This window comes from Nostoc linckia z4, from assembly GCF_002608075.1.
GTDB lineage: Bacteria > Cyanobacteriota > Cyanobacteriia > Cyanobacteriales > Nostocaceae > Nostoc > Nostoc linckia.
Genome location: NZ_LAHA01000010.1, coordinates 39360 through 52314 on the forward strand (window position 1 = coordinate 39360; position 12955 = coordinate 52314).

The 12955-nt window shown below is 43.1% G+C and carries 11 protein-coding genes; 1 reads left to right on the forward strand and 10 read right to left on the reverse strand.

Translation table 11 applies throughout. The features are described from left to right. Nucleotides 1-48: 48 nt before the first annotated feature. The 9 genes from VF06_RS10570 to VF06_RS10605 all read right to left on the reverse strand — a co-directional run bounded on the left by VF06_RS10570 (nucleotide 49) and on the right by VF06_RS10605 (nucleotide 10395). On the reverse strand, nucleotides 49-1143 hold the full coding sequence (locus VF06_RS10570; protein ID WP_099069614.1) for an aliphatic sulfonate ABC transporter substrate-binding protein: 1095 nt from the start codon (nucleotides 1141-1143) through the stop codon (nucleotides 49-51). A 301-nt stretch (nucleotides 1144-1444) separates the two neighbouring features. Then, nucleotides 1445-2266 (reverse strand): class I SAM-dependent methyltransferase, encoded by an 822-nt coding sequence (locus VF06_RS10575; protein WP_099069613.1) that lies wholly within the window; start codon nucleotides 2264-2266, stop codon nucleotides 1445-1447. Between the two features lie 163 nt (nucleotides 2267-2429). Then, nucleotides 2430-3617 (reverse strand): acyl-CoA dehydrogenase family protein, encoded by a 1188-nt coding sequence (locus VF06_RS10580; RefSeq protein WP_099069612.1) that lies wholly within the window; start codon nucleotides 3615-3617, stop codon nucleotides 2430-2432. Between the two features lie 132 nt (nucleotides 3618-3749). Further along, nucleotides 3750-3878 carry a hypothetical protein gene (locus VF06_RS42575; RefSeq protein WP_257207541.1) on the reverse strand — a complete coding sequence of 43 codons (129 nt, stop codon included), beginning with the start codon at nucleotides 3876-3878 and terminating at the stop codon, nucleotides 3750-3752. Between the two features lie 12 nt (nucleotides 3879-3890). Further along, entirely contained in the window at nucleotides 3891-5372 is a 1482-nt protein-coding gene (locus VF06_RS10585) for an amidohydrolase family protein (RefSeq protein ID WP_099069611.1), read from the reverse strand. A 166-nt stretch (nucleotides 5373-5538) separates the two neighbouring features. Beyond that, on the reverse strand, nucleotides 5539-7029 hold the full coding sequence (locus VF06_RS10590) for an amidohydrolase family protein (protein ID WP_099069610.1): 1491 nt from the start codon (nucleotides 7027-7029) through the stop codon (nucleotides 5539-5541). A 150-nt stretch (nucleotides 7030-7179) separates the two neighbouring features. Next, nucleotides 7180-8163 carry an ABC transporter substrate-binding protein gene (locus tag VF06_RS10595; RefSeq protein ID WP_244917973.1) on the reverse strand — a complete coding sequence of 328 codons (984 nt, stop codon included), beginning with the start codon at nucleotides 8161-8163 and terminating at the stop codon, nucleotides 7180-7182. A gap of 220 nt (nucleotides 8164-8383) precedes the next feature. After that, a complete protein-coding gene (locus VF06_RS10600; protein ID WP_099069608.1) occupies nucleotides 8384-8713 on the reverse strand; it encodes a 4Fe-4S binding protein in 330 nt (109 codons plus the stop codon). Continuing rightward, nucleotides 8710-10395 (reverse strand): FAD-dependent oxidoreductase, encoded by a 1686-nt coding sequence (locus tag VF06_RS10605; protein WP_099069607.1) that lies wholly within the window; start codon nucleotides 10393-10395, stop codon nucleotides 8710-8712. Before VF06_RS10605 ends, VF06_RS10600 begins: the two co-directional genes overlap by 4 nt. A 369-nt stretch (nucleotides 10396-10764) precedes the next feature. Between VF06_RS10605 and VF06_RS39085 the strand changes: the two genes are divergently transcribed. Beyond that, a complete protein-coding gene (locus tag VF06_RS39085) occupies nucleotides 10765-11022 on the forward strand; it encodes a hypothetical protein (RefSeq protein ID WP_143861676.1) in 258 nt (85 codons plus the stop codon). On the opposite strand, the gene VF06_RS10610 is transcribed toward VF06_RS39085, so the two are convergent. Then, entirely contained in the window at nucleotides 11019-12935 is a 1917-nt protein-coding gene (locus VF06_RS10610; protein WP_099069606.1) for an iron uptake porin, read from the reverse strand. The two genes, VF06_RS39085 and VF06_RS10610, sit on opposite strands and share 4 nt — an antisense overlap. Nucleotides 12936-12955 lie beyond the last annotated feature (20 nt).

The following is a 12955-nucleotide window of genomic DNA, read 5'->3' on the forward strand; positions in this document are numbered from 1 at the left end:
TCCCAAACTAATTTCTCAATACAAAATTCAAAATTTCAAATCTGATGGCTATTTATTAGCTAAAACCTCAGCAGGAGTAATTTTTGCGTACTCTTCAGGTGTCAAAAATCCGGCTTTTACATCTACTTTTTTTGGTATAAGTCCAAGGCTGTACCATTTATCTGCAACCTCTTGCTGCTTGATAATAGTTTTCTCAGTAATTGGTAGCACCCCGTAATTATATTTACTATGCATAATTTCTAGAATAGGTGGGTCTAGTTGAGTTACAGGAGCAAGTAGTTGCGCTACTTCTTTGGGATGTTCTTTAGTCCAGATTTCTGCCTTTTCTAATTCTTCGAGAAACACTTTAATTACATCAGGATGTGCTTGATAAAACTGACGTGAAGTTGAGTAAAAATTGCCAGTATCCCGCAATTCACCTCCATCTACTAAAACACGACCGACTTTGTTTTGCACATTTCTAGTGACAAATGGTTCCCAAATAAACCAAGCATCTACTTTCCCTTGACTAAAAGCCACATTAGCATCTGGTGGTGGTAGAAAAACTGATTGCACATCGCTGAGTTTGAGTCCTGCTTTTTCTAATGCTTTGACTAATAAGTAGTGACCGATAGAGGCTTTTTGGAAAGCTACTTTTTTACCTTTCAAGTCAGCAACACTTTTAATTGGAGAGTTTACCGGAACTAAAAGTGAAATTGCTTTACCACTAGAGTATGTGGTAGCCAGATAAACAAGAGGCGCTCCTGCGGCTTGTGAAAATACTGGAGGTGACTCAGCTGTAGATGCGATATCAAGTGCGTTTGCATTTAAAGCTTCTAGCTGTTGCGGCCCTGCTGCAAACTCAGACCACTGTACCTTAAAACCCAGAGGTTCCAATCGTTTTTCTAAAGACCCTTGCTTTTCTAATACTGCTAAACCTGTGAGTTGTTTTGACCGGACAATTCGTACTGTTTGTTTTTCTGTAGTGTTAGATGAAGCTACTGAATCAGAAGAACTAGGAGATTGCTGAGCCGTATTTTTAGCTTCACTGCAACCCGATAAACTTGTTGATAATACCAAGCAATAGCCGAGAGCAAATAATAAAGAACGACGTGTTATTTTCTGGTTTTTCTTCAAATCAAATTTTTGTTTGCTAGCTGACATTGGTTGTTTTGTTTATTGTTCAATTAGGTATTTATAAAATTATGATTTATTGCGGACTTAAAAATAAAAAACAAAATTATTTATTAATTTTTGCAAAATTAAATTACTTCAAATACTAGAAATTAGAGTGGGTATAACCCCACTCTAGAAGGACTATAGGAACTTGAGTTTAACAGTTAGGAGAGGAAAAATTAGAAAATGGAGTGAGAATAACCCACTCCAGGGTTGTGCTAGTCGAAAGTTAAAATTTTTAGGAAAATTCGGCAGAAAAACAAGCCTTTATATTTGGCTTTTGAAGTTGCTATTTTTTCCAAACAACTAAGATTGTAGCTTTGAGTTCTTCTGTAAATTTTCCAGAGGGTTCTACTTCTAGCAGTGCTTCTTTGAGGTCTCTTTCAAATCCTGGAGCATTATCACCATAGAAAATTTTTAGAGAAAAAGCTGTGGTGTATAAATAGCCAAGATAGCTATCAATAGTCCAAGATTGTTCAAATGGCACTTCATAGACTTCTTGACGAGCAAAAGCTGAATTAGCAATCACAACTTCATGGGGAGGATCGACTGGCTTGCGAATACCTTCTCCTCGTAATCCAGTGCGGCGGCGATCGCCTAACCATTTCTTCACGACTCCAATGGCTGCTTGTTTCCAAGGTAAAGAACTTTCCCAAGGATTATCACCAGTATTCAGCAGTGCAATTCCACCATCATCACTCAGCAATTGATAAAGGCGCTCAAGCACTAATTCGCGTTCCATCCAGTGGAAAGCTCTACCAATGGTGGCTAATCTAAATGTTCCTAAACTAGAGTCGATGAACTCCGCCCCTTGTTGCAGCCAAGTGATGTTATTTACTCCCACTGCTGCTGCTTGCCGTTTAGCTTCCGCAAGCATATCAGGATCGGGATCGATGGCCACAACTTCTTCAAATCTAGTTTGCAAAGGAATTGCAATTAATCCCGGCCCGGTACCCAAATCCAGCAATCGTCCTTGACCATTGAGATTAAATATTTCAGCTATTTTGTCAAAGACAACAGGCGGGTATTTAGTCCTGTACTGAGCGTAGAGTTCAGCAGCACCCTCAAATAAAGTCGGGTCGTAAGTGGGAAGTGTTTTAACTTGAGTCATATCTATTTTGGATTTTAGATTTTGGATTTTGGATTAAGGGGATCGGGAGGTCTGCGGATAAATAGATGGGGAGGCTGGGGAGTTGGGGAGATGGGGGAGACGCGGGGACTCGAAGAATAAACAATTCCCAATGCCCCATGACCAATGCCCCATGCCCAATGCCCTAAGAATATTGCGTAATCACCGGTAGCTGGTCGTTGAGTAGCCAATCACCTATGGCTCGTAATTTGTAGTCCACGGGATCGTGGAGGGTAAAGGTTCGCAAATCTCGCCAGTAACGGTCAAATCCATATTTGGTTGCGGTGGCGCGGGTTCCGGTGACTTCAAAGATACGATTGGTAATATCTATACCTACGCGGGTAGCTAAGGCTTTGGCTGCGGAAACTGCGATCGCTACTTCTCCTCTTTCTTGATGAGTCAGGGCTATATCCTTGTCCCAAGCTGCTTGTACCTTTTCGGCTGCTAAATCCGCTAGAGCGATCGCACCTTGAATTTCAACCCAAAAATCACCGTAATTATGCAATATATATGGGTCTTGAGTCGCACTATTTACTCCTGATGTAATCCAAGGACGAGTATTAGTTTTGGTATACTCACGAGCCGCAGCAAAGGCTCCTTTAGTAATTCCTAGATAAACGTTGGTTTTTGTTAGTTGGGCAATAATACCAAGAAAAGTGGAGAAGGCATTATCAGCTGGTTCTGGTGGCCCTAAAATTTCATCTTTGTATACTAAAACATTATTAAATGTATAGCTACCACTATCAGTCCGACGTTGCCCAATATTATCCCAATCTTGATTAGAAATTAAGCCTTCTCTATCTTTAGGAATGATAAATATAAAGGGTAATTCTACACCATCTTGTAAAGCCGAGAATACCCGATAATCTGCAACAGCAATACCTGTACCAAAACTTTTAACACCATTAACTCGAAAATTTTCACCTTCTGGGCTAATTTTTAGCCTAGTATCCCGCGTATTAATAGCATTTGCCCAAAACAAATTATTGTTAGCAGTTTCAGTATAATATTTTTCCTTTTGCACTGCTGTGCCAGAAACATGACCCAAAGCCGTCAAATTCAAATGATTACCATATAATTGACCAATTGAACCATCAGCTTTTGACAGTTTTCTCACAATTTTTAAGGCATCAATCCATGTTGCACCAATTCCCCCATATTGTTTAGGCACAACTAATGGTAACAAGCCAGTTTCCCGCAGCCTATTAATTTCTTCTTCTGGAACTCTGCCTTTAATATCCCTTTCAACTGCCGATTGAGCGAGTTCTTTAGATAATGAAGCTGCTACATCAATATAATCATAATCCTTTGGTTTTGTAATGTCTAGCACCATAAAAAATTATCCTTTTATAATTCGTAATTCCAGCAAATATGGAGTCTTCAATTGATTGCTATGTCAACATTCCTATTCCTCACAATTTGCCATGAAACGCAGAATTTAGGAGAAATGTAGAGTGAGCAAAACTCACCCTACAACTAAACAGAGGAAATGGAACATGGAACACTTTAAAGATGGGCATGGGGCATGGGGCATTGGGCATTGGGACTGGGAATTGGTTATTCTTCGAGTCCCCGCGTCCCCCCATCTCCCCATCTCCCCATCTCCCTACTCCCTACTCCCTAAAAACTCATCTGCCGCTTTCTCAACACTTGTACCTTTGAAGAAGTCACGATTGAGGCTGGTGTACAACTCCAACGGGTGGATTGAGAGGAAGTAGCGGAGGTCTTCTTCGGTGATGATTTCCTGTTCTACCATTGAGTAGGCGTTGGCAGTCACAGTGGTGATATCGGGCACATCCCAATGACCAGAATCAGAACCCAAGAAGGCTTTAACTCTATCGCCAAAGGGATTAGCTGCACGATTAAAGGCTTGGGCTACACGGGTATCATCGGATTCTGTACCGAAGTAGAAATGATTCAAGAAGCGATCGCGAACGTCCTCTGGCTTCTCAATTCCCGCCAGTTCAAATTCATCGAGTTCGCCTGGATCTTCTGGAGCTAATAGTTGATGGTGGAATCCCAGTCCATCACCAATTCGATCTAGGCGTCCATGCACAAGTTCGCCACCGTAACGGGCGTACAACTCCACTAGTGCTTCCTTATCTATAATTGCAGGATTGTTATCTGACAACAAATGTTGTTTGTTGCGGGTTTCCCAATGCCAAATAATATCCGCATATAGACTAGCACCCCAATTAGAACCACCTTCTAAGAAGGCAAATCTTAAGGTGGGGAACCGACGAGTTACACCACCAAAGAAGAGAGATTTGCACAATGCTTCTGCTGCGAAGGCAAAGTGATTAATGTGATTGTACTGGGCATTGGTCACCGATCGCTGAGTCGTCCAACCTTGACTCGAAGCATGGGTTGTGGGTATAACTTTCAGCTCTACGCACTTCTCCCAAAATGGATCGTAATCATACTGGCTATCTAAACCAAAGTTATCGATCCAAACCACTTCGTTAGCCACTTCTGGGCCATACTTTTCAAAAGCCGGAATCGGACGGCGGACGTAACCAGGAATTTGAATTGCTTTTAATCCCAGGACATTAACCGCATATTCCAACTCTTCAATTCCCTCTTCGGGAGTGTGCAGTGGAATTGCAGCGATGGGTGTTAGCCTGTCAGAATATGGGCGGAAAATGTCAGCATGATAAGTGTTAACTGCTCGACAAACAGCACGCCGCATTTCTTGGTTACCGATATTCGGGGCCATCGTTGCCAAATTTGGGTATACCACAGCAAAGTCTGTACCAGCTTCTTGCAGACGTTCGTGCAGTAATTTAGGCAAGCTAATGGTAGCCAAATTTAAAGTATCTTTGGTTGGACGACCCCACCAATTAGGACGATTAGTGCGATAAGCAAAACGTTCTTCCCAAGTTTGCTTATACCACTTAAAGCGGGAAGACCCTGGTAAATTTTCTTTGAAGCGTTCAACAATTGCAGTTCCGCCTACTTGCTCCAAATAATCTAAGACTGCTGGCTCAAATTCCTGGGTATGTACATCAGTATCAATGATGGGATAACCCAACTTTTCCCGAATCTGAGCAGACCTAGTTTTTTTCGGACGTTCTAACGCAATAGTCATGATAGTTTACCTTATTCAAATGTTGACTGAGGAGTTAGGAGTTATGAGTTAGGAGTTATGAGTTAGGAGTTAGGAGTTAGGAGTTATTCTCTTTTTTGTCTCCCCATCTCCCCATCTCCCCATCTCCCCATCTCCCCATCTCCCCATCTCCCCATCTCCCTACTCCCTACTCCCTACTCCCTTTCCCAACCAAAAATTCATCCGCTGCTTTCTCAACAGCTGTACCTTTGAAGAAGTCACGATTCAAACTGGTGTACAACTCCAAGGGATGGGTTGATAGGAAATATTGCAAATCTTCTTCGCTGATAATTTTGCGTTCTACCATCGAATAGGTGTTAGCAGCGATCGCTGTAATATCAGGTACATCCCAGTGTCCAGAATCGGAACCCAAGAAGGCTTTAATACGATCGCCATAAGGATTAGCTTTGCGGTTAAATGCTTGAGCTACACGGGTATCATCGGATTCTGTGCCGAAGTAGAAGTGATTCAAGAAGCGATCGCGAATATCTTCTGGCTTACTAACTCCCGCTAAGGCGAATTCATCTAAATCCCCTGGTTCTAAGGGGGCTACTAAGTCGGCGTGGAAACCTAGACCACTACCTAATCGATCCAAACGACCATGTACTAATTCACCACCGTAACGAGTGTAGTACTCTAGCAGTTCTTCACGATTAATATTGTTGGGATTGTTATTTTCTACTAAATGGTCTTTATTCCGGGTATACCAATGCCAAATCAAATCTGTGTATAAGCTAGCACCCCAAGCTGCGCCTCCTTCCAAGAAGGCGAACTTCAGTGTGGGGAAGCGGTGAGTGACGCCACCAAAGAACAGAGATTTACACAGCGCTTCTCCAGCCGCAGCAAAGTGACCGATATGGTTGTATTGGTAATTGCTAATGGAACGTCGGTTTATCCATCCCATACCAGAAGAGTGGGTGGTGGGTACTACTTTGAGTTCTACGCACTTCGCCCAGAATGGATCGTAGTCATACTTGCTATCCAAGCCAAAGGTATCAATCCAGATAGCTTCGTTTGCTACTTCTTCGCCATACTTCTCAAAAGCGGGGATCGGACGACGGATATGGCCTGGAATTTGAATTGCTTTGAGTCCCAGGACATTGACTGCATATTCCAACTCAGCGATCGCTTCAGAGGGCGTATTCATAGGAATAGCTGCAATGGGCGTTAAGCGATCGCTATAAGGACGAAAAATATCAGCGTGGTAAGTATTAACCGCACGGCAAACAGCCAGCCGCATTTCTTCATTACCGATATGTGGGGCCATAGTTGCCAAGTTTGGGTACACAACTGCAAAGTCTGTACCTGCTTCTTGCAAGCGCTCGTGCAACAACTTCGGTAAACTAATGGTGGCTAAATTTAAAGCATCCTTAGTGGGACGAGTCCAAAACGGAGGACGTGCAGTCCGGTAAGCGCGGCGTTCTTCCCAACTTTGCTTAAACCATTTAGAGCGAGATGCGCCAGGTAAATGTTCTTGAAAACGTTCAGCTATGGCACTTCCAGCAACTTGCTCTAAATAATCCAAGAATGCCGGCGGAAATTCTTGGGTATGCACATCAGTATCAATGATTGGATAACCCAACTTTTCCCGAATCTGAGCAGACCTAGTTTTTTTCGGACGTTCTAAGGCGATAGTCATGATAATTTACTCTAAATTATTGAATTTATGGGCATAGGGCATAGAGGTTAAGAGTTAGGAGTTAGGAGTTATTCTCAAGAGTCCCGTTGTAAAAGCGTCTTTGCCTACCTCCCCATCTCCCCATCTCCCCATCTCCCTACTCCCCACTCCCTATTTCGCTTCCCAATCTTTTAATTGAAAATCGGACTTGGCTAAACCTTGGGAAACTAAAAAGTTTTTAGTCCCTTCTAAAAGTTTTACTCCTTCAGGTGGTAAAGGTTCTTCTGATACTTGTTTGAGTGGATAGGATACTTTGATGATATCGACGGGATATTTAGTAGTTTGAGCGTGGTACTGATAATATTCTTCAGAATTAGCTTTTAAATCTTTGGCTGCTTCTGTGAGAATTTTATTAAATTTATCTGGAAAATCAGGCTGTTTGGCGAGAAATCTTTCGGTTGCTACGATTAATGAAGTACCTGATAAACCTTGATGATTTGCTGAAGAGTCAATCACGGGAAAACCTTGGGATTTCAAATAAGGCCCCATATCACTGGAAGTTGCATAAGCAGCCACATCACCACGTTCTAATGCTGCTTTTGCTTCAGTACTCATCAAGTGAACTACTTTTACATTTTTAGCAAGTTTTGTTTCAGCTAACAAACCCAACAGGTATCGATGCATATAAGAACCTTTTTGAGTGGCTATTTTTTGCCCTTGAAGTTCAGCAAGCGATCGCGGGCCATTTTTTTTCGCCACTAGCCAAGCGGTTGTATTAAATTGGCTAATCCGCAGTAGTCGAGTTTGTTCGCCTCTAGCTCTCAAAACTATCGCTGGTGTATCACCTAAAGAACCAACATCTAATTGACCTGCAACAAGGGCTTCATTGAGATCTGGCCCGTTGGGAAATCGCGCAAAAGTAATATTTTCAAATCCAGCTTTTTTCAGTTCGCGCTCTAATATTCCCTTTTTCTTTGCCCAACCAAGGGAACCTGTAGGTTCTATACTACCTACATAACCTATACGCAAGGTAGATACATTATTTGATGCAGCAATGGAACTAGTACTATTGGCATTAATCGCCTCGATGGATTGAGCCGATTCACTTTTTCCTTGGCTACATGCTGTAGTTAGCAGCAGTAATAAACAAGCCACTGAAGTTGATAATCTTATACGGTGAGAGCTGGAGAAAGGCGAAGGAGTAAAGGGTAAGGAATTTAAAACCTTTCCCCTTTCCCCTTTCCCCTTTCCCCCACCAAGTTCACTTGGCGAACTACTAGACACCCGATGTCTAGGCTCACAATGCCGAACTTTTGTGTTTATAAGACTACCCTCTGCCTTCTTTAACGACAGCATGACTATTTTCTCCGCTGTACTATTTCATCTGCTTGAGAATTTGGAATGTTTGGTCGTCTTTTGCTGTTGATGTGCGTTTATATCCCCAACCAATGTTTTCACGGTAACTACCCAGTAAGCCGACTTCTAACAATTCTGCTTCGTTGACTGAAGTCTGCATGTCACTTTGGGGTGCTACATAAAGGGCGTCAACTGGACAATACAATTCGCACATATAACAGGTTTGACAGTCACTTTGTCGAGCGATAGTTGGCGGTGCATCAGGTACGCGCTCAAAGACGTTGGTCGGACAAACGTTGACGCAGATATTACATTTTATGCACCGCGATTCGCTGACCAACTCAATCACACTGCTGCTCCTGCTATTTTGGATTTTAGATTTTGGACTTCGGCTACGCTCAGTCGAACGATTTTGGATTGGAGAATTTCTGCTTTTGTTGTAGTGTTTAGTGGCTGAGTCTTTACCCAGACTCGATCTAATCCACCGCTAACTAGGTAATGTTGTTGATTCGGATCTTGTTCGGGATAGTCTAAATGTTTGTGCATACCACGAGTTTCTTTACGTTCAATGGCACTGCTATACATCCATCGTGCTGTAGCTACCATTGCCGCAGCTTCTCTAGCCCGAATCAGTTCTTGATTTGATGTTACCTGGCTACTGCGGATTTCTTGCCAGAGGTAATTTAGTTTTGCTAAAGATTCAGTTAGGCCTTGTTCTGTACGGAATAAGTTTTTTTGGTAGGGAAATACTTCGCCTTGGACTGCTTCAATCACTTCATCAGTTGCAAATTGCTGGGAGCGATCGCTCTGACTCTTTAATGCTACTTCTCCAACTCCCTTGAGGTGAGGTTGTGCTTTCTGTTCTTTTAAACTATGGACATATTCAGCAGCCGATTTACCCGACCAATAACCAGAAGATATTGCCCAAGCTGCATTGTGACTACCACCGCCAGTAAATCCACCGCAAATCAGTTCCCGTGTGGCTGCATCTCCAGCAGCGTAGAGTCCTCGCACGGAACTAGCACAGCTATCATCTATAATCCGAATTCCTCCTGTGCCCCGTACAGTTCCCTCTAGGCGCAAGGTAACGGGGAAACGTTGGGTAAATGGATCGATACCCGCGCGATCGAAGGGTAAAAAGAAGTTAGGCTGCGCCAGACGCATGGATGGGCGCATGGATTCGGCTGCTTTATCTAAAATGGCGTAAACTGGCTGTTCCAGTAATGTTTTGGCAATTACCGAACGTCCTCTTTGAGAACCAGCACCAGGGATCGCGGTGCCGTCTTCGTAGGTGAAGGTTGCCCAATTGTAGAACAGGGTTTTGGTAACTGAAGAAAAAGCTGGGGAGATGCCATAAGCGTTGGAGAACTCCATACCCGACATCTCGGCACCTGCTTCAGCAGCCATTAAATAACCATCCCCTGTCAGGACGTTGCATCCCAACGCTTTACTCAGAAACGCACAGCCACCAGTGGCAATGATTGTGGCACGCGATCGCACCATCCATCTAGCACCAGTCTGGCGGTTCGCGCCTGTAGCACCGCCAACAGCGCCATCTTCATCTACGAGTAGTTCTAAGGCTGGGCTGTGGTCTAGAATCTTAACTCCTGCCCTTTGAATCTGCCGCCGCATCAGCCGCATATACTCAGGGCCTTGTAGCGATCGCCGATAGGGTTTGCCTTCATCGTCGGTGGGAAAGGGATAACCCCATTCTGCTAGCTGATTAACGTTGACATAAGTCTGATTCAGTACCCGATCCATCCAATGGCGATCGGATAAAAACCCACCCAACGATTCCCGACTCGCCTTGGCCGTTTCCCGTGCTTCTGGGTCAGGTGGTACGTACCACACACCATTACCAGACGCGGCAGCACATCCAGTAGTCCCACAATATCCTTTATCTACAAGGATAACTCTCGCTCCACTCGATGCAGCACTCCAAGCCGCCCAAGTTCCAGCAGGGCCACCCCCAATTACTAAGACATCAGCTTGCAGGTCAAGTTCAAAATCAGTTGTTAACGTCTTCAGCATCTAAAATATTTCCCCCATCTAGCAAGTCCTGAGCATCAAATTTTCATGCTATCGATGCCACACGCTATTAAAAATCTTTTTGCCTAACTAGTTAAGGGTTCCCTACTACCCTCGATTTATGGCTTCTTTACTTCGGGTTGCCAGTAGATTAACTTTAATTAAACTACTTTAACTTTAGCGATTAACCGTAGTTTTATAACATAAAAAAGCTTTTCACAATTTCTGACAAAAAGCAAGTATTTTCACAGATAAATTTCAACATAAAGTATTGTTAACTGTTGACTGTTGACTGTGAACCGTTAACGCTCAATTTTTAACAGTATCCCTAAACTGCTGAAATTGGGTGTAAAGGTGTGGGATGTAAGGATTTTGAACACCGACACCCCGACACTGAATAGCACCTTCTCCAAATCTTCGATTTTTCTCCAGGACTTAGGCAAAAATGACGGAAAAGCTGAATTCATCAAACCGCCATCGCGTTTCGCGTCTCGCAGAGAAGACGCCTTCCTTCGCAAAGCATCTCGAAGAGAAGAACACCAAAGTGCATCGTCTCATAGAGCGTGCGTAGGTCTTACAGTCATCAGTCATCAGTCATCAATCAACACTCCCAATACGACCAATGACTAAAACCTATAGACGGTACGAATCCAACCAAATAAACTATCGGGATTATTATTATCAGAGTCTGGTGCAGTAATCCAGATTAAACCCGGCGTAATCTCAATATTATTTCCGATTTTATATTGGTAAAATGCCTCAACGTGTAGCGAGGTATCTTTATCTGCTTGTCCAAAACCTGCTCCCAAATTCACACTATTACTCAGACGGGTAAGTTTTGGCTCCATACCAACTAAAACTCCCCCTAAAGCGCCTTCCTTAAAAAGATCCGGGAATGCGAGTCCTACTGCCCAATCCATAGCGTTACCATCTCCACGTCCTATATAGCGATGAGATGCATAACTTACCCATCCATTGATTGCAAACTTAGGACTAAGTTGATAGAAAGCTTGTAGTCCATAGAGATTCCCTACGGTTCCGGCTCCAGCCACAGTGCTGTTTACTAGGTTACTTCCAACTGCTGGGCCGAAGTTTGTTCCGCTAAAACCTTGGGTATTTGGTGGGCTATAGGTATTGACGTAAGTTCCAGCGATGCGAAAATTGCGATTGGCAGAGTAGTATATTAGCTGTGCTAAAGCTAGATATCTACCTGTAAATAAGCCATTATTCAGTAGCGGATTATTACCGTTTGGAGCGCTAAATGCTACCCCAAGTTGAATTTGTTTACCTAATCGTTGGAGTATGGCAAGTCCAGGGCCGCTATCTCCATAGTTATAGACCAAAGACCGTCGTGAAAATCGTGAAATTCCATTAGCCCCAGTTGCAGAAGACGATTCAAAATATGGGTTAACTGGCCCAGAAAGACCTATCTCACTAGCTCCATCCGATAGAGCATAAATATTGACTTGAGTATCTGGAGTAGCTAAAAACCGATAGCGAACACCACCAAGAGTAATTTGATTGCGTGCAAAAGTAATACTGGCGTTATCAGCAGTTCTTCCCTCATAAGTTCCTAATAACCCAGCTCTTGTTTGTCCCAAAGATTCAATGCTTCCACCAGACAAAGATAAGCTGAGTGAGTCTTTACCATTAAAACTGGTGTTCAAGCGTAAGGAAGCATTGCCTTGCAGTGTAGGATTCCGAGGTGCAGGTGTCTTAGTCACGACATTATTACCTGCGAAAAGTGAGCCAAAGACAATCTGCGCTCTACCTATAAGTTTGGTTGTAGTGGTAAACTGAGTTGCTTCTAACTGTGCAGTGCGGGCTTCTAAGTTATCTACCCGTCCCCGGACTTGAGCAAGTTCTGGAGAAAATTGTTCTTGTAATTTTTTGATGGTATCTAAGTCTTCTCGTCTGACTAAATCTGTTGTTGATGTCCCTATGAGTTCATTGAGACGATCTAAAGCTGCATTTAAGCCAGCTGCAAATTCATAGCGCGTCAGGCCACGACTGCCTTTAAATGTACCATCTGTATATCCGGCAATTACACCATAGCGTTCCACCAAAGACTGTAGTGCTTGGAATGCCCAATCTGTCGGCTTCACATCTGATAGTTGCGAGACAGATGTCACTTGTTCTGCTGAATTAGTGGTGGGTTTTTTCTTAGTGGGTGGTGCAACACCAGATAATTCTGAGACAGGCGTAACTCGTTCTGGCTTTTTACCTTTTTTTCTAGTTAGCCCTGGAATTGAAGTTTCAACTGTTTGATTAACAACTGCTTCTGGAGGTTTGTTTGTTTCTAATTCGGAAATTGAAGTTTCAACTGTTTGATTAACAACTGCTTCTGGAGGTTTGTTTGTTTCTAATTCGGAAATTGAAGTTTCAATTGTTTGATTAACAACTGCTTCTGGAGGTTGGTTTGCTTCTAATTCTTTGGGTAGTTCGGCCCGACTTTTAGCCGGATTCAAAACTAAAATAGCTATAATATCTAGCAATGAAAGTAGAAACAGTATGGATCTATAATTCCAGCGAAACTTGGACATGACTCTTTAACTCCTCAACC

What these genes read in the sequence shown, in the direction of transcription:
- VF06_RS10570 (WP_099069614.1), bottom strand. Translation starts at nt 1,143, where the DNA reads ATGTCAGCTAGCAAACAAAAATTTGATTTGAAGAAAAACCAGAAAATA.
- VF06_RS10610 (WP_099069606.1), bottom strand. Translation starts at nt 12,935, where the DNA reads ATGTCCAAGTTTCGCTGGAATTATAGATCCATACTGTTTCTACTTTCA.
- VF06_RS10590 (WP_099069610.1), bottom strand. Translation starts at nt 7,029, where the DNA reads ATGACTATCGCCTTAGAACGTCCGAAAAAAACTAGGTCTGCTCAGATT.
- VF06_RS10585 (WP_099069611.1), bottom strand. Translation starts at nt 5,372, where the DNA reads ATGACTATTGCGTTAGAACGTCCGAAAAAAACTAGGTCTGCTCAGATT.
- VF06_RS10580 (WP_099069612.1), bottom strand. Translation starts at nt 3,617, where the DNA reads ATGGTGCTAGACATTACAAAACCAAAGGATTATGATTATATTGATGTA.
- VF06_RS10575 (WP_099069613.1), bottom strand. Translation starts at nt 2,266, where the DNA reads ATGACTCAAGTTAAAACACTTCCCACTTACGACCCGACTTTATTTGAG.
- VF06_RS10605 (WP_099069607.1), bottom strand. Translation starts at nt 10,395, where the DNA reads ATGCTGAAGACGTTAACAACTGATTTTGAACTTGACCTGCAAGCTGAT.
- VF06_RS42575 (WP_257207541.1), bottom strand. Translation starts at nt 3,878, where the DNA reads ATGGGGAGATGGGGGGACGCGGGGACTCGAAGAATAACCAATTCCCAG.